The 16906-nt window shown below is 41.6% G+C and carries 18 protein-coding genes and 3 pseudogenes; 6 read left to right on the top strand and 15 right to left on the bottom strand.

Features of this window, described 5'->3' with window-relative positions:
• The first annotated feature begins 453 nt into the window (after positions 1-453).
• Positions 454-675, top strand: coding sequence for an rRNA adenine N-6-methyltransferase family protein (locus AB1L08_RS18160; protein ID WP_413066058.1), 222 nt, complete (start codon positions 454-456; stop codon positions 673-675).
• A 565-nt stretch (positions 676-1240) separates the two neighbouring features.
• Here the strand turns inward: AB1L08_RS18160 and AB1L08_RS18155 are convergent.
• On the bottom strand, positions 1241-1444 hold the full coding sequence (locus AB1L08_RS18155; RefSeq protein ID WP_413066055.1) for a cold-shock protein: 204 nt from the start codon (positions 1442-1444) through the stop codon (positions 1241-1243).
• Between the two features lie 887 nt (positions 1445-2331).
• Between AB1L08_RS18155 and AB1L08_RS18150 the strand changes: the two are divergent.
• Positions 2332-3869, top strand: a pseudogene (locus tag AB1L08_RS18150) (endonuclease MutS2); the annotation flags it as partial.
• 109 nt (positions 3870-3978) lie between these two features.
• Here AB1L08_RS18150 and AB1L08_RS18145 read toward each other — a convergent pair.
• The 6 genes from AB1L08_RS18145 to AB1L08_RS18120 all read right to left on the bottom strand — a co-directional run bounded on the left by AB1L08_RS18145 (position 3979) and on the right by AB1L08_RS18120 (position 8331).
• Entirely contained in the window at positions 3979-4539 is a 561-nt protein-coding gene (locus tag AB1L08_RS18145; RefSeq protein ID WP_413066054.1) for a methylated-DNA--[protein]-cysteine S-methyltransferase, read from the bottom strand.
• Positions 4536-5120 (bottom strand): bifunctional transcriptional activator/DNA repair enzyme AdaA, encoded by a 585-nt coding sequence (locus AB1L08_RS18140; RefSeq protein WP_413066053.1) that lies wholly within the window; start codon positions 5118-5120, stop codon positions 4536-4538. Before AB1L08_RS18140 ends, AB1L08_RS18145 begins: the two co-directional genes overlap by 4 nt.
• A gap of 368 nt (positions 5121-5488) precedes the next feature.
• On the bottom strand, positions 5489-6406 hold the full coding sequence (locus AB1L08_RS18135; protein ID WP_413066057.1) for an NAD(P)/FAD-dependent oxidoreductase: 918 nt from the start codon (positions 6404-6406) through the stop codon (positions 5489-5491).
• A 54-nt stretch (positions 6407-6460) separates the two neighbouring features.
• The gene (locus AB1L08_RS18130) at positions 6461-6946 is read right to left on the bottom strand and encodes an RrF2 family transcriptional regulator (RefSeq protein ID WP_413066056.1); all 486 of its coding nucleotides are present in this window, start codon (positions 6944-6946) and stop codon (positions 6461-6463) included.
• Positions 6947-7225: 279 nt separating this feature from the next.
• Positions 7226-7987: an SDR family oxidoreductase gene (locus AB1L08_RS18125; protein ID WP_413066052.1), complete on the bottom strand. Its 762-nt coding sequence runs from the start codon at positions 7985-7987 to the stop codon at positions 7226-7228.
• A gap of 125 nt (positions 7988-8112) precedes the next feature.
• Positions 8113-8331 (bottom strand): hypothetical protein, encoded by a 219-nt coding sequence (locus AB1L08_RS18120; RefSeq protein WP_413066051.1) that lies wholly within the window; start codon positions 8329-8331, stop codon positions 8113-8115.
• 108 nt (positions 8332-8439) lie between these two features.
• Here AB1L08_RS18120 and AB1L08_RS18115 point away from each other — a divergent pair.
• Positions 8440-8783: pseudogene (locus tag AB1L08_RS18115) on the top strand (DUF1801 domain-containing protein).
• 75 nt (positions 8784-8858) lie between these two features.
• On the opposite strand, the gene AB1L08_RS18110 reads toward AB1L08_RS18115, so the two are convergent.
• From AB1L08_RS18110 to AB1L08_RS18090, 5 genes are all read right to left on the bottom strand, one after another.
• On the bottom strand, positions 8859-9152 hold the full coding sequence (locus AB1L08_RS18110) for a hypothetical protein (RefSeq protein ID WP_413066050.1): 294 nt from the start codon (positions 9150-9152) through the stop codon (positions 8859-8861).
• Between the two features lie 212 nt (positions 9153-9364).
• On the bottom strand, positions 9365-10165 hold the full coding sequence (locus AB1L08_RS18105; protein WP_413066049.1) for a sulfite exporter TauE/SafE family protein: 801 nt from the start codon (positions 10163-10165) through the stop codon (positions 9365-9367).
• Positions 10162-10347, bottom strand: coding sequence for a hypothetical protein (locus AB1L08_RS18100; protein WP_413066048.1), 186 nt, complete (start codon positions 10345-10347; stop codon positions 10162-10164). The genes AB1L08_RS18105 and AB1L08_RS18100 overlap by 4 nt, the downstream gene beginning before the upstream one ends.
• 67 nt (positions 10348-10414) lie before the next feature.
• Positions 10415-11179 carry a 2,4-dienoyl-CoA reductase gene (gene fadH, locus AB1L08_RS18095; protein WP_413066047.1) on the bottom strand — a complete coding sequence of 255 codons (765 nt, stop codon included), beginning with the start codon at positions 11177-11179 and terminating at the stop codon, positions 10415-10417.
• A 145-nt stretch (positions 11180-11324) separates the two neighbouring features.
• Positions 11325-11765, bottom strand: coding sequence for a MarR family winged helix-turn-helix transcriptional regulator (locus AB1L08_RS18090; protein WP_413066046.1), 441 nt, complete (start codon positions 11763-11765; stop codon positions 11325-11327).
• A 443-nt stretch (positions 11766-12208) separates the two neighbouring features.
• Here AB1L08_RS18090 and AB1L08_RS18085 point away from each other — a divergent pair.
• The 3 genes and pseudogenes from AB1L08_RS18085 to AB1L08_RS18075 form a co-directional block, all read left to right on the top strand.
• Positions 12209-12470: pseudogene (locus AB1L08_RS18085) on the top strand (hypothetical protein); the annotation flags it as partial.
• A 51-nt stretch (positions 12471-12521) separates the two neighbouring features.
• Positions 12522-14039, top strand: coding sequence for an aldehyde dehydrogenase (adh, locus tag AB1L08_RS18080; protein ID WP_413066045.1), 1518 nt, complete (start codon positions 12522-12524; stop codon positions 14037-14039).
• Positions 14040-14054: 15 nt separating this feature from the next.
• The gene (locus AB1L08_RS18075; RefSeq protein ID WP_413066044.1) at positions 14055-14429 is read left to right on the top strand and encodes a DUF779 domain-containing protein; all 375 of its coding nucleotides are present in this window, start codon (positions 14055-14057) and stop codon (positions 14427-14429) included.
• 178 nt (positions 14430-14607) lie between these two features.
• Here AB1L08_RS18075 and AB1L08_RS18070 read toward each other — a convergent pair whose 3' ends face one another.
• The 3 genes from AB1L08_RS18070 to AB1L08_RS18060 form a co-directional block, all read right to left on the bottom strand.
• A complete protein-coding gene (locus AB1L08_RS18070) occupies positions 14608-16002 on the bottom strand; it encodes an L-cystine transporter (protein ID WP_413066043.1) in 1395 nt (464 codons plus the stop codon).
• 248 nt (positions 16003-16250) lie between these two features.
• Positions 16251-16382 carry a hypothetical protein gene (locus tag AB1L08_RS18065; RefSeq protein ID WP_413066042.1) on the bottom strand — a complete coding sequence of 44 codons (132 nt, stop codon included), beginning with the start codon at positions 16380-16382 and terminating at the stop codon, positions 16251-16253.
• A gap of 90 nt (positions 16383-16472) precedes the next feature.
• Positions 16473-16805, bottom strand: coding sequence for a retropepsin-like aspartic protease (locus tag AB1L08_RS18060; protein ID WP_413066041.1), 333 nt, complete (start codon positions 16803-16805; stop codon positions 16473-16475).
• Positions 16806-16906: the final 101 nt, after the last annotated feature.

Here is a 16906-nt window from a genome sequence, read left to right as displayed (position 1 = left end):
CCCTTACATATAACTTCGACAAAAAAGGTAAAAAACCTTGTTAAAACAACATTTTTTTGTTATTCAGTAGACCCTATATAACACCCTTATTGATCATATGAATATTTTGTCAGCTCTCCTATAATTCCCTTGCCGGTAAGGAGGCATCCCATATATAATAGAGTTGCAACCTCTCGGGAGGGTGTGATTGATGAGGAATCCGTTTAACTTTTGGTGGGAAAGCGGATTCCTCTGTTACTATCCTTTTTGTACGTTTGCGGTAAATTCTTCACTGCTGTGTTCATTAAACGCCTTTGCCACCACATCCATTTTTTCTTCTTTTTCAATGTGGAATTTCTTGAAAGTCTTTTTGTGTTGTAATCAAAGGTCTTCTTGCCAATTCATTATCACCTCCCTAACCATTATTATACACATTATAGAGAGTAATAACAAACGTATGTTCGTTATTTTGGTATTGTATTTTTGGCTAGTTCACAGGTACTTAGAAATAAATGTTTGGTTGATGCTGTTAACTTTGAAAAAGCAGAATGTATTGTTGAATTAGGACCAGGAACAGGTCCTTTTACAAGAGAGATTGTACGGAGAAAAAAAGCACAAACGATTTTAATCCTAATTGAAATCAATGAGATCTTTTTCAAAAAGCTCAGAAAGACTATCGTGAAGATTCAAGCGTAGTTGTCATACATGGGTCTGCCGAAAATATACAAAAATATATAGCGGGGTTAAATATAAAAAAGTTGATTATATACTATCCGGGCTGCCGTTTACTTCATTACCCCGGGATGTTTCCTCCCGAATTTTAAACAGTGTGAAGGAATCAATACAAGAAAACGGAGAATTTATCACTTTCCAATATTCTCTTATAAAAAGGGATTTTATACAACATTTCTTTCTGGAAGTGTCTTTACAAAAGTCTGGTTTAATTTGCCGCCAGCCTATGTCTTTCGCTGTACAAAATAAAACCGGGAAGATTTGTGGATAAAGGAGTTGCGCAAATTTAGATCGCATGAGGGACTGACATGGCAATTTCATCTGAACGATATGGAATATGTTGAGCATCACGGTGATCGACAGGGATGGAAAGACGTTTATTCTCTCCTGTATAATGCATTTGAAAAAATCAGGCGGAAATAGATCCTATTCAGGCATACTTTTTTGTCAACAGGCAGCCCCAGTCTGCCAAGTTATTGGTGCATACAAAACACAGGCCCGGATGCACAGGGCCTATTACTGATTGCCATTAAATTTTTTGCACGTTTGCAGCTTGCGGTCCACGTTGTCCTTGTTCAACATCAAAAGTTACACTTTGATCTTCGTCTAGAGATTTGAAACCTTCACCTTGAATCGATGAGAAATGCACGAATACGTCGTCTTCCCCTTCTCCATGCTCGATGAATCCAAAACCTTTGTCAGCATTAAACCATTTAACTTTACCTTGTTCCATAATATTGCCACTCAGTGCAGATATCCACACATTGTGTTACTATCCTTGCTCAAATACCTTAGACGAAAAACAAAATCCCTTCCATCTGAAAGAGAGCAAAAATAACTCTCCCTAAAAATAACAGAGATATCATAAAATGACAAATTTTTTCCATTTTATCAAGTTGCAGGTTTGTATTGAAAGTTATTTTATCTAACGATCAATTGGCCAAGGCAGTGTCTTCTGATTTGACAGACTGTGTCTCCAATGATGATCATTCCTTCCTCTTCCCATTCTTTCCTAAGGAATTGATTTTGCTAAAAAATTGATAACATGGATTCTAATTCAGCAAATGAAAGTTTAAGATCTTTATTCGTATCCCTGTTATACTTGTATGTTGAACGCATTTCCTATAGCCAGTTTTATTTTAACACCTTTCCAAGCATGCCTTTCTAGGCTGCTTCTTCTAATATTCATTACTAGGTAAATGCATTATTTACATTTCCTGTATCACAAATGTATAATAAATCTGTAAAGTCGATTTCAATGAGGATAACAACCACATAATGAGAGGTGCTTTTTTTGAGTGCGGTAGTTTCTAAATAGGAAAAAACAATAGGAAATAAGGAAGTTTTAACAAAGGGGATTTGAGTTAATTTTACACCCCATATTTTGTTATGGACTTATTTCCGCCTATGAAGATACCTACCATACTTTACAAAAAAGCGCATCGTTTCATGATTAGAAGGATCGTTATGGATGATTTTATTGATGTAATTCACTTTTTCCTTGTAAACGTAAGCTGCGGTATCTGCCGCGGCTTTTTTTATTCATAAACAACTCATTGAAATCCTGGCAGTAGGTTTCTTCATTGGTGATCAATTCATCACATTGAGGAGAATGAAATCATGAATGAAAATACTTTTGAAAAATTACAATACAACGAACTAAAAGAGATTGTAAAATCATACTGCGTTAGCGGACTAGGCAAACAGCTAATCGATACATTAACGCCAAGCTCTAACTTAAAAGTCGTAAAACATCGATAACCGAAACATCTGAAGCACGCGCCATTCTGGATGCAGGAGGGAACGTGCCTTTCATCGGCGTTTCCAACATTGAACATATCATCGCTAAATTAGATAAAGGCATCATTTTAGACCCAACCGAGCTTTTACGTATTTCCGATTTTTTAAGGGGCAGCCGAAAAATAAAAATGTTCATGTCCGACAAAGAATTGTTTGCACCGATATTAGCGTCCTATGCTCATTCCATGACAGCATTTTTGGGTGTAGAAGAGGAAATTCATTATTCCATTAAAAATAATCGGATTGACTCGGCCGCCAGCAAAGAACTCAAACGTGTCCGTTCCCATATTCAATCCACCGAACAAAAAATTAAAGAACGATTAAATAAATTCTTAAACAGCAGTGTGAATAAAAAATATATTCAGGAATTCATCATTAGTTTAAAAGATGACTGCTATACAATACCTATAAAAGCTTCATTCAAAAATCAGGTGCAGGGTACGGTAATTGAAATATCTTCTAAAGGTTCGACAGTCTTTATGGAGCCTAGCGGAGTGGGAAAATTAAGTGATGAGTTATCTGCCTTAAAATCCGAAGAGGCCATGCTGGAATATCAAATACTAGCCACTTTAACAGGGCTAGTGGCAGAAAATCTCCAGCCAATTAAAAGGAATATCGAGACTATATCCCGGTACGATATGATTTTTGCAAAAGCGAAATATAGCAGACATGTGGATGGAATTGAGCCAAGCATTAATGAACATGGAAAGATTAAATTAGTTCATTGCAAGCATCCATTATTATCGGGTCATGTTGTTCCGCTTCAATTTCAAATCGGAAGTAGTTATCGCAGCTTGATCATAACCGGTCCCAATGCCGGAGGAAAAACAATTGTGCTGAAAACAATAGGCCTTGTTACTTTGGCAACAATGTCCGGGTTTCATATTACGGCTTCGAAAGAAACCGAAATTGCAGTTTTTGACCATATTTTTGTGGATATTGGCGACAATCAGAGTTTAGAAAATGCGCTTAGTACGTTCTCTGCTCACATGAAGAATGTATCGGAAATCCTTCGATCTGCAAACAAGAATACACTGTTGCTATTCGACGAGATTGGCAGCGGGACCGAACCAAATGAAGGAGTCGCTTTAGCAATCTCCCTCTTGGAAGAGTTTTATCTTAAAGGATGTATTACCGTTGCGACGACGCATTATGGAGAAATTAAACGCTTTTCCGAATGGCATCATGACTTTATGAACGCTTGCATGCAATTTAATCAAGAAACACTTGAACCATTATATAAGCTGCTCATCGGGCAATCCGGGGACAGTAATGCCTTATGGATTTCCAGAAAGATGAATGTACCGGAACATGTTCTAAAAAGAGCAGAAGATTATATGAAAAATAAAGGAAACCATGAGATTGAACGAGGCTCCAAAAAAGCGCTTCATAAAATATATAAGGAAAAACGAAAAAAGAAATAAACAAAAAAACGGATCCCATTGTAAAAAGCTCTCAACCCATTCCTTAAAGGCCGAGAGCTTTTTCTCTATTCAATGGTACAGCTCGAAGCATGTTTCTTTCCAATTCCAAAAGCTTCATTTTCATATCCAATCCGCCTCTATAACCTGTTAATGACCCGTTTTTGGCGATGACCCGATGACACGGAACCATTATCAAGATTGGATTCGCGCCAATAGCGGCTCCTACTGCCCTTGCTGACAAAGGTTTGCCTATTTGATCAGCGATATCCGAATAAGATCGAGTCTCTCCATATGGAATGTGATGGAGTGCTCTCCATACCTTAAGCTGGAAAGGTGTTCCTCTCATATCCACCGGAAACGTAAAAATAGTACGCTCGCCTTTAATATATTCGGTCAACTGGATAGCAAACGGATCACATCTATTATCATCCCGAATGAGTTGACAGCCTGGATACCATTTGTTGACCCAAACTATTAGATCATCATAGAGCATTGTAGGTGGTCCGACAAAGCATAAACCTTTTTCAGTTCCAGCGATTATCATATTCCGCTTGTTGCAGGTAACCCATGTCCAAAATATGACAGGTTTCTTGTGTTCTATCATTTTGTAGCACCTCGATGCAGGTGAAGATTTCTTTTTATATAACGGTATTCTTTCGGAGTTTTTCCTTTCATTTTCTTAAAGATGGTTATGAAATAAGGCGTATTGGGTATACCTACAGATTTAGCAATCTCTTGTATCGTCTGATCTGTCTCAATCAAGGCTTTGACTGCTTTTTCGATTCTTCGTTGTTGAATGTATTCAGATGGTGTAATACCTGTTATTCGCTTGAATGTTCGATGCAAATGATAAGGGCTGCCGTGGCACATCTCTGCGATTATTTGCAACGTTAGATTTTCTGGATAATGCCTATCGATATAATCTGTAATCTGATCTACCCATGTTTGATCAGGCAATCGTTCATCGGTCGGTTTACATCTTTTGCAAGGACGGAAGTTGGCGGACAACGCTTCTTCCGCATTTTGAAATATATACACATTTTCCTTCTTGGGAATTCTCGATTTGCATGATGGTTTGCAAAAAATCCCGGTTGTTCTAATCGCATAGAAAAACACATTATCGTAAGATGCATCATTACTTACAATTGCTTTCCATATTTCATCTGATAACCGATCGACTTTCATTCGTATCACCTCAAAAATAATTATACTCTTCGGAAGTCAAGAAGGAAGCCGACGAGGATATAAAAGCAAGATAATGAAATCATTTTGTATTTGCCGAGTGATTTAGGTTTAACTACGACTAGAAGTCACGGGTATTCTGAGCGCAAGTATACATTTTCCGCTTGGTACGAAAAAGAAGATAGCTAAAGCAACGGGTAGGTGCTTTAGCTATCTTTCTTTCAATCCAGCTTTGGTCGAATTTATTCTTAGCAATTTGTGTATAAAGTACTTCTCTCACTACTATTTAGGGCCGCTCCCCAAGATTTGCAGAGATGCAATGATCGGCTCCCAGCCTCCAATATGATCTGCAATACCTGTTGCAAAAACCTTTATCCGTTTTGATTCCAAGTCTCCACATTCAGTTCATTGTTTATGGCTGCGGCGGCAAATGCGCCCATAGAGGCGGCAGCAATGACCTGATGCAGTCGCGACGCTGCATCCCCGGCGCTGTAGACGCCCGGAACGTTCGTTTTCCCGAAGTTATCGACTGCAACCATTCCCGCTTCCGTGATGTCGCATCCGATTTCTCGCGGCAATCCCGATCCCGTAACCAGTTCCGGTTTAAAAAAGATCCCCCTGCATGGAATGTTCGTGCCGTCTTCAAGAATAACCTGCCTGACGATCCCGTCGTTTGAGTCGATGTACTGAATCGGCGATTCGAATATGGGTACCTGATGCCGCTGGAGTTCCTCGCGTTGATCGTCCGTCAGCTCATCGGGGCCGTTCGTGCAGAAGGTAAAACGGTGCGTCCATCCGGAGATGAGTGGGGCGAAATGCATGACATCAGGTCCCTTGGTAATGATGACCAGCGGCTGATCCCTTAATTCCCAGCCATCGCAATACGGGCAGACAAAGGCGCTTTTCCCATAAACCTCCTCCAATCCGGGAATATTCAACGGCCGATCCTTCATCCCGACGGCAAACAGCAGCTTTTTGCTTTGATAAGTAAGTCCTTGCGCTGTCGAAATTTGAAAATCACCGTTCGTTCCTGCAACCGACACCGCCTTATCCACCACGAAAGAGACGGACGGATAGGCGCTGATCTCTTCCTTCGCAATCCGCCGAAATTGATCAGGCTTTATTCCGTCACGGGTAAGAAACCCGTGTGATTCTTGAGTCACCGCGTTACGGGGATTGCCTTCATCGATCACTACCACATTTTTCTTTGCTCTCCCCAAAACGAGGGCCGCGTTCAAACCTGCCGGGCCGCCGCCAATAATCGCTACATCAAAAAGTTGTTTTTTCATTTTTTCATCCCTTCCCAGATCTATAATATCCATAATTGAAATGCAAGAAGTGTATCACTCCTTGCTTGTCGCATCGTTGCTGTTCCTGGCAACCGCGTCCAGCACTGACTGGATCGTATGATCCCGCAAATATTGATGCAAATGCTGTTCAGCACCGTTCATCACCTTTTTAACCATGCATTCGTTGTTGCCTTGACTGTTCCGAATCCGTTCGGCATCTTTCTCTTCGGTTAACAAACGATGCTGCTGTGAGTCCAAATTTGAACATTCGAACATCCGCTGCCTTCCTTGGATTGCCTGAATAACCTCCAGAAACGTAATCTCTCCGGCCGGCCGTGCAAGCTCGTAACCGCCGTTTACTCCCGGTGCAGCGCGTACGATTCCATCCTGCCTCAGTTTGGACATGATTTTTGACAAGTAACTCTCCGAAACGCCGAGCATTGCAGATAACTCCTTGATACCGATGTTGTTGCGCCGCTCAGAGTAAGCCAAATGAATTAAAGCGTGCAGCGCGTAATCGGTGCTTTTGGAAAACTGTATGATTACTTCCTCCCTTCCTCCATTATGGACCTGCAATATCTATAATAAACTATTTGGCTTCCATATGCAATGATTGAAATATTTTTATCCATCAAGGTACAATTCTAGCTGGAAAAAAACAAGCTCATAACCATCACAAAAAACCCTTCAGGAATCGGCCTCCCAGGAAGTTTTATTATTGTCTGAAGTTTGTTTAGGGAAAATAACACCGCTTAGGGACAGGTTTGTCCTAAGCGGTGATTTTCCTTGTCCGTGTTTATGAGTCACATCACTTTATAATTAAAATGCAGCAGTCCAACCGCCATCTGCTGTTACCACTGTACCGTTTAAAAAACTTGCAGCATCAGAAGCCAAAAATAGGGCAACCTGTGCGATTTCTTCAGGCTTTCCTATACGCGGCATGACAGCTTGTGCGGATCGGGTACGGCTGGCACCGAATTCATTGAAATGTTTTATCGCGGAAGCAATGTTCGTTTCTACTCCTCCCGGTGCAATTGCGTTGCAGCGAATCCCTTTATTTGCATACATGAAACCTGTATTTTTTGTAAAACCAACAACGGCATGTTTTGAAGCTGTATAAGCAACACCGGCGTGTGCTCCGGATAAGCCTCCTGTTGAAGCAGTATTAACAATGACACCCTGTCCTTTTTTTAAAAAGATTGGCAATGCTTTACGTGTCGCACGCATCACACCTTTTATATTAATATCAAAAATGAGGTCCCATTTTTCATCATCAATATCACCGGCCGGTTCCATGCTATCCATAATGCCGGCATTATTAACAAGTATATCCAGCGTTCCATATTCTTTTACGGCCGAATCAATCATGTTTTCGATATCTTCCAATTTGGCCACATTTACCTTTACTGCCTTGGCTGCTCCACCATTACTCTCGATTCGTTTTACAACGGTTTCAGCGCCTTCTAGATTAAGGTCAGCTGCGACAACCTTGGCCCCTTCTTTTGCATACAATTCTGCAATGGCCTTCCCCATACCGGATGCTGCTCCTGTTACGACTGCAACTTTACCTTGAAGCTTCATAAAAATACCTCCATCCCAATATTTTTCCATGCTAACGGGAACTACTTTCGCCGATACGAAAACCGTTTTTCAGAAATTTGACATTGAAATTCTTTTGTTTGAACCGTGGTTTGGAATTTTCAATTCTATCTGACTTTTTCAACGGAGGATTCCCACGCTTCTAATGTTTTTATTACTTCCTGTACGGATTGGGGAGGCAGTTTTCGTACCACAGACATGCACCGTATGAACCGGTCTGCAAGCTGTTTGACGACCATCTTTTTTTGTTTGGGACCGGCCAGTCCCACTTCCCAAATCGATTGCAAATTATGCCCGGCCGTCACAAACTTTTTATCCTTCGCCACTTCCCAAACCTATATGGGTCCACTCCTTCCTGAAAGACATAGTCAGCTATGCTCTTCTATTATAAACTATACATAACGTGTTGTGTTTCGATAGTAGGAACAGCAGATATGTACGAGTTAAATACCAAGCAAAATGACAACAGCGTGATTGCATTCATTGAACAAGTGGAAAGCCCCAAAAAACGGGAAGACGCCTATCAATTACTGGATATTTTTACGGAAACCACCGAACATGAAGCAAAAATGTAGGGCCGAGTATGATAGGATTCGGTTCCCATCACTACAAGTATGCATGCGGCCACGAAGGATGTTCACCCCGAAAAGCAAAAATAAGCCTATCCTTTCTGCATGCGGTCCTCCAAGGGAGAGCTTATTGAACGAATTAGGCAAACATACGACCGAAAAAGTCATTCGTCTATATTAACATTGGCGGTATTGATATCGCCGTTTGAAAAAGGCTAATTGAATATTCCGTAACCTTTCTGAAAGAAACCTATCCTGATAACAACTAAGCGAAATCAATTGCTCTAATCATACTCCTTCTTTATATGGATCCTGAAAGCTTTCATGAGAGACTGTGGCGAAGAGGGAACGGTGTACGAAAATATTCCCTTGTTGGTATGTACATACAGAAGTCCGCCTTCATCGCCCATTTTTCGAAATGATAAATCGGATATGTCCCTTGTCAGAAATACGCGGTGTTTTGTAACCAGACGGTCATGATAAAGATAAATTTTTCTCTCTTCTTCCCTGCATATAATTTCCGCATCAATAATTTGCCTGTAGACTTTGACATACGGCTGTACAGACAGCAAACACATAAAAACCCTCCATATGATCAAGCTTTCCTTTCATTTTGATGCTTCCTATATTGATTGTCAAAAACCCTCAAAGATTATTGCCATTTGAGGTTAAGTTCTTCTTCTGACGCCCCAAGGCTGACGGTCATCTCACTTTCGTTTTTGAGCTCCTTTCATAATAGCTGGTGACATATCCATACATACTTCGACCATTAAGTTTTTTGCTTTTAACATTATTCAATAATCATTACGGCTACAACAATCATAAGTAAAATTAGGTACACTTTAGAAAAGATGGCATCTGGCATTTTTTGTGCCCAGCTTCTCCCTATTGGCACCCCTAATGTGCCTCCAATGGAGAACCCGAGCAATGCAGGCAAATAAATAAATCCCAAGGTCGAATCAGGCATTCCTTTTACTTGAAACCCTGCAATCATATATGTAATTGCACCGACTATAGCGATCGGCAGGCCTAGCGGCGTTGCCAGAGCCACTGCATGAAGCATACGCATTCCATGGTTTCTAAGGTATGGAATTGTCATTACACTGCCGCCTATTCCAAGCAGTGTTGAAATGAATCCAATAAATGTTCCGATTATCGCCCTGGACTTTGGGCTGGGAGAACGAAACGTCTGTTCATTTGCTTCCTTCGTGAATGATTTTCCCCGAATATTTGATATAATTACATAAATCAATAGGATGATGAAGGCAATTCTTAGAATCTCGCTATCAATAAAACGGGCCATTAAACCGCCTGCCAGGGAACCGAATGCGATATAACCAACCAACAGTTTAAATACTGGCCATTTTACATTGCCTTTCTTTGCATGATTAAATGTAGAGTTCGTTGAATTAATGATCATGACAGCGAGTGATGTGCCAATTGCCGTATGCATGATATAATCCGCAGGAACAGAAGCGGGTAAAAAAGCATATAGGATGGGCACTACTACGAACCCTCCTCCAAAGCCAAACAAGCTGGACAATATTCCAATGAGAACCCCTATTAATGTATAAATAATAATCGTAGTCATTTATCTGCAAACCGTTGCAAAACCTTTAATTCCCTGTTCATCGTGCCTGCTATTGCCGAAGCTTCCAGCATTTGGTGTGACACTCCGAAGGGCAAATTCGGGTGCAACGATTCCTCACATTCAGCCAAACTATAGCGAATCGCCTTTAATTTAATCGGATCACAAAATAACAGATGCTGCATCAGTAATGCTCCTTTAGATTTTTCGATCAAGTTATCGTATCGCAAAGTTTTCAAAACTCATTATTCGTTAAAATGGGTTTCGGTTTAGCCACTGGCCTCCGTCCATCGTAATACATTCACCGTTAATGTAGCTTGCCTCAGAAGAAAAGAGAAAACTGGCCAAATTTGCTATTTCCTCAGGTTGTCCCATTCTTTTGAGCGGCACACTTTCAATAGTTTGTTGACGAGCCTCTTCTGATAAAGTGAGCTTCTCTGCTCCGCCAGTATGATCAATCGGACCTGGAGCGATGGCATTTACGCAAATTCCATATTTTGTCCCCCATTCAACAGCGAGTGTCCGTGTCATCGCAAGCACTCCTGCCTTCGCACTCGCAGAATGAATGACTCCGGCCCCCGCGGTCCACGCGTACGTTGCGACAAGGTTCAGGATTCGTCCTTTATGTCCGCTTTTAATCCACTCTTTTCCTACTGCTTGCGAACAAAACCATGTCCCATTCAGAACAATGTTTATAACTGAGTTCCAGCCGTTGATTGTCAGATCTTCCGCAGGGCAAATGAAATTTCCTGCTGCATTATTAACTAAAAAATCAATACTTCCAAACTTTTCTTTTGCTTTCTCGACCGTATGTTGCACCTTGTCTGGATCACGAACGTCCATATCAATACAAAGAATCTGTCCATCCGATTGTTCAATTTCCACTTTTGTCGCTTCCAAGCGTTCTAAAGAACGCCCGGTTATAACTACATTTGCACCCTCTATTGCAAACTTTTTTGCCATCGCTTTTCCCATACCGCTGCTGCCACCTGTTACAATAACCACTTTATTCTTCAAACCATCCCGCACTCCTATTCTAAAGGTTTCAACAATTAAGATCAAAAATAAGCTGTTACTAGTCGAATTAATTGAAAGCACTTTCATTTTAAAAATTTCATTGCATGAAATTGATTTCCAATCATGAATCGCCATCGAGAAACATTCATTCAAATATTCCACCTTTAGTTCCTTTTTTCAATCCTATGTCGAACAGTAAATTTTTAAGTTTCTCAATCTCTTCCTCACAAAGCCCAGACAACACTTCTTCATTCATTTCATCCATCTTCTGGCATAAAGGTTTCTCTAAAGAGACCCCTTTTTCCGTCAAAAATATTAATCTGTTACGACGATCATTCGGATCTGATCTTCGTTCAATAAACCCACCCTGCTCAAGCCGATCGATAATGCCCGTTACCGTAGCGCTGTCCATTTGTAGCCTCTCTCCTAATTCAGAACCAGATTGTCCATCTTTTTTCCAAAGAAAAAATAGCAACGCAAATTGAACCGGAGTTATCTTGTAGGGGGATAACTTAGCCTTGCTGATTTGCTTTACTTGTTGATGAGCTTTTGCCAGAAGAAAATGTATACAATCGAACTTCCCCACGAATCGCCACCATCCTTCATCTCCATTTTAATTATACCATGTATACAAATATTTTGTATACATGGTATTTAAGCCGGGATCGCATGTTCATTCAAGACGGTCCCCTTCTTCTTGATTCCCATGACAAAAACGCGGCTCATTTTGCCGAAATTTCGGCAAAAGAAAACAAAGGATCGGCAAAAAAAATAAGACCCTCCGATAATGTCAGAAATTCACGCCCCAAAGTTGGCACTATTCTTGCAATACAAATAATTGAATCTATCAATCAAAGGAGGAGTCGCTTCATGAAAGCGCAGTCGTCAATCAGTTCAAAGAAAACCGGAGATCAAGGAAGTTGCAGTCCCAACACCCGGTCATGGAAAAGCTCTCATTAAAATGGAAGCCTGCGGTGTTTGCCGCACCAATTTGCCTGCAGCCCATTACCGGCCTGATAGGGCGAAACTTGGGTCGCTATTTACGGAATCGGAGGTCTTGGACATATCGCACTTCAAAACGCAAAAGAATGGAATTCAATGTCGTGGCCGTCGACATACAATTGTAAAAGGGGCGATCGTCGGGACAAGGAAAGATAAGCAGGAAGCCTAAATTTGCAGCCGACGGGAAAGTCCGGGCGATCATATCAACCGCTCCTCTTGATGACATAAACAATGTTTTCGAGAGAATGAAAAAGGGCAAATTAACGGTCGTTTTGTCCTGACGTTTTGAAAGCGCATCATGCCATTAAAGAGATAATTGATGTTGAAAGGGGTAAATAGGATGATTTATGACAATCCGGGTACAGCAAATGCCAAAGTAACTTTTAAAAAACGATATGATAATTTTATTAACGGCGAATGGACTCCTCCCGTAAAAGGCCAGTATTTTGAAAACGTTACACCTGTTACGGGAAAAATGTTCTGTGAAGTGGCCCGTTCCACGGCTGAGGATATTGAGCTGGCCCTTGATGCTGCCCATAAGGCGAAAGATCAATGGGGAAAAACGTCACCCGCGGAAAGGGCCGTCATTTTAAACAAAATTGCCGACAGAATGGAAGAAAATTTGGAAATGCTGGCCGTTGCCGAGACATGGGACAACGGGAAAGCCATCCGGGAAACATTAAACGCCGATTTGCCATTGGCGATTGATCATTTTCGTTATTTTGCAGGAGTCATTCGTGCCCAGGAAGGAACGCTGAGCCAAATAGATGACGATACGGTCGCGTATCATTTCCATGAACCTTTGGGAGTGGTAGGACAAATTATTCCCTGGAACTTTCCTTTGCTGATGGCAACATGGAAACTGGCACCGGCCCTGGCTGCAGGAAACTGCGTTGTGTTAAAACCGGCGGAACAGACACCCGCTTCGATTATGGTGCTCATGGAATTAATCGCCGACCTTCTCCCGCCCGGTGTTGTCAACGTCGTGAACGGATTCGGCGTGGAAGCAGGAAAACCGCTCGCATCCAGTTCGAGAATTGCCAAAATTGCTTTTACCGGAGAAACGACTACCGGAAGGCTCATTATGCAATACGCATCACAAAATCTCATTCCCGTCACGCTGGAGCTAGGAGGAAAATCGCCGAATATTTTCTTTAAATGCGTGCTGGACAAAGACGATGCTTTCCTCAATAAAGCCATTGAAGGGTTTGTATTGTTTGCGCTTAATCAGGGTGAAGTATGTACTTGCCCGTCGCGCGCGCTTATACAAGAATCTATTTACGATGAGTTTATGGAAAGAGTTCTTGCCAGGGTTGAGCAAATAAAAACCGGCAACCCGCTCGATACGGAAACGATGATGGGCGCACAGGCATCAACTGAACAAATGGAAAAAATTCTCGCCTATATTGACATTGGCAAACAGGAGGGCGCCGAAGTTCTCGCAGGGGGCGGGCGCAATATTATTCCCGGATTTGAGGATGGATATTATATCAAGCCGACCGTCTTTAAAGGACATAATAAAATGCGCGTTTTCCAGGAAGAAATTTTCGGTCCGGTCGTTTCGGTCACAACGTTCAAGGATGCTGATGAAGCACTGGAAATTGCAAACGATACACTATACGGACTCGGTGCGGGCGTCTGGTCCCGGGATGCCAATACGAATTACCGGATGGGAAGAGGCATTCAGGCAGGACGGGTTTGGACAAACTGCTATCACGCTTATCCGGCCCATGCCGCATTCGGCGGTTATAAAATGTCCGGAATCGGGCGGGAAACGCATAAAATGATGTTATCGCATTATCAGCAAACAAAAAATTTACTCGTCAGTTACAGTGAAGATGCTCTGGGATTTTTTTAAAGAGAGTGAATCCCTATGGTTAAACGAGTAACGGCAACAAAAGATGCAAAAGAGTTTATCCGCTATTTAAAATCCAAACATGGACCTCTCATGTTTCATCAATCCGGCGGGTGCTGTGATGGCAGTTCACCTATGTGTTATGTACACGGGGAATTCCTTGTCGGTGAGAGCGATATCCTTCTTGGGGAAATCGAAGGCTGCCCGTTTTATATAAGCAAAATGCAATACGCTTATTGGCAGCATACACAATTAGTGATTGATGTGGTAGACGGCAGGGGGGGAATGTTTTCCATCGAAGGCCCGGAAGGGAAAAGATTTCTGACCCGCTCACGGGTTTTTACCCCGGAGGAAAGAACCCGTTTGATGGAGCAGGAGCAAAAAGGGGATTAACCGGAAAAAGATGGAATAACGGGCAGGACAGCCTTGATTGGAAGAAGCATGGACAATATGTATTGACCAAAAAAGGGCGCCGTTTGTTAATTGGACGGCTGCCCTTTTTTGTTGTGCGCCCATGCCGGGGCGCACAACGAAAAAACGAACCACCACATGATGGTGATTCGTTTTTTCCTTAAAATGACGAAGGATCTTCAATGGCTGTTTTATCATTGAATGTTTTCAAATTCAGTTTCCCCAGGATTCGTGCCGTTAATGTTCCGGCAACCATGCTATCATTTACATTTACAGCCGTACGCCCCATATCGATTAATGCCTCGATTGAAATGAGCAGACCAGCCAAAGCCACCGGGAGTCCCATCGAAGACAAGACAATTAACGCGGCAAAGGTGGCCCCTCCACCAACACCGGCAACACCAAATGAACTGATTCCGATAATCAACACCAATTTGATGATGAATGCTGGTGTAAATGGATCAATGCCGACTGTCGGTGCAATCATGACTGCCAGCATAGCTGGGTACATGCCCGCACAGCCATTTTGCCCGATTGTCGCTCCAAATGAAGCTGACATGTTGGCGATACCTGTGTCAACACCAAGAGAGTTTTTCTGTGCTTGAATGTTCAGTGGAATCGTACCGGCACTCGAACGGGATGTAAAGGCAAATCCTAGTACAGGGATGGCCTTTTTCAGGTACGTCATCGGATTTAAACCAAAAACCCCCACTAAAAAAAGATGGAAGATCATGATGACGAATAAAGCGACATAAGAGGCAATCACAAATTTTCCAAGCTGAACAATACCGGCAACATCTGTCTTAACAACTGTATTGACCATCAAAGCCAGAATTCCAAATGGTGTCAGGCGCAAAATCAACGTTACGATCCGCATCACAACCGCATAAAGGGCATTCACGATTTTCGTGAACATTTCCGCTTGTTCCGGATTTTTCCTCCGCAACCCGAGCACGGCGATCCCGACGATGATCGAGAAAATGACCACCGCAATGACCGAAGTTGGCCGTTCTCCTGTCATATCCAAAAAGATGTTGGACGGAATAAAATCAAGGATTTTTTGCGGTGTTGAGAGATCCTGCACATCTCCCAGTTTTTCCTGCAGCATATCCCCGCGCTCTATTTCCGCCTGCCCTGCTTCAATTTGGTCTGCATTCAAATCAAATAATCCTGCAGCCCCAATTCCAATCAAAGCGGCAACCATCGCTGTGGAAACTAAGAAACCGATAATCCAGGCAGACATTTTTCCAAGGTCTGCGGATTTTTCCAAATTGATGATGGACTGTATAATAGACACCATGACAAGCGGGACGACAATCATCATCAATAATCGGATATACCCGCTTCCGACAATATTATACCAATCCGCTGTATTCGTTAAAATTTCCGAATCTGCCCCATAGATGGCTTGTAAAAGTGCACCAAGGACAATCCCGGCGCCCAAACCTGTAAATACACGTTTTGTAAACGATACATGTTTCTTTTGCATTACAATAAGAAGACCGATCATCGCAAGTAAAACAACGATATTTACGACAGTTAAAAATATATTCATTATGTTCCCCCTCGTTGTATGGTGCTCCACATATGTTTTTTCATCATATGCACTATGGAAATTTACTGTGCTATCATAAAGTTTATAATTCCGATAAACATAGTACAGTTTATAATATACAAATCAGGGACACATCTGTCAATGTATTGGCTTACTTCTGCGCAGCTTGCATAAGTTTATATATTTTACGTGTTGTATTTACATTTCTTATCGTCATTTTCTTGTATAGATTTGTACCAACAATTTGATCATGCCACTTCCGACCATAGAATCGCTCCGGTCGAATATTTAACCATATCAATCTCTTGTTTGATAATTAGCTTATCAAGCACGAACTCATTATCAATATCATCCCATAAAAACAGCACATCACTTTTCATATATTGATTGTTTTTCCATGACTCCTAAACAATAATATTTGAGAGATACGCTATAACTATGGAATTCCTATATTGATTAATGATTTTGAACTATAATAGTTCTAATTTCTCTAAATCAATGATAAATTTTCCATTCATTAGGATATCAAGCCCTATGAGACCATTGATGCCCCAGTCATCTAAATTTCCAAAATCCAACTTCATTTCTGGTATTTCATGCGGACCAAGCTTAATGTAATCAACTGGTTTTCGGAAAGAATATTCCTCACCGCCAATCCCGTATGCACTGACTAAAGGATCTCCATTTTCAAAGTAAATGCCTATATCCTCAACAATGTCGGATGAAATAAGAGTATGAGCTGCACCAGTATCAATGACAAGCCTATCTATTAGTTTCGTTTTTCCTTTATAAGAAATCGTCATTTCCACTTCGAGTAAACGATTTACTATTTCTACCCTGAAAATATAACTAACGAACTGCTAAAAAAAGCAATACTAAGCTAACCGGCTATACCCTAATTTCC

The sequence above is a fragment of the Siminovitchia jepli genome (genome assembly GCF_047228825.1).
GTDB lineage: Bacteria > Bacillota > Bacilli > Bacillales > Bacillaceae_C > Siminovitchia.
This window is presented reverse-complemented; position numbering and strand designations above follow the sequence as displayed.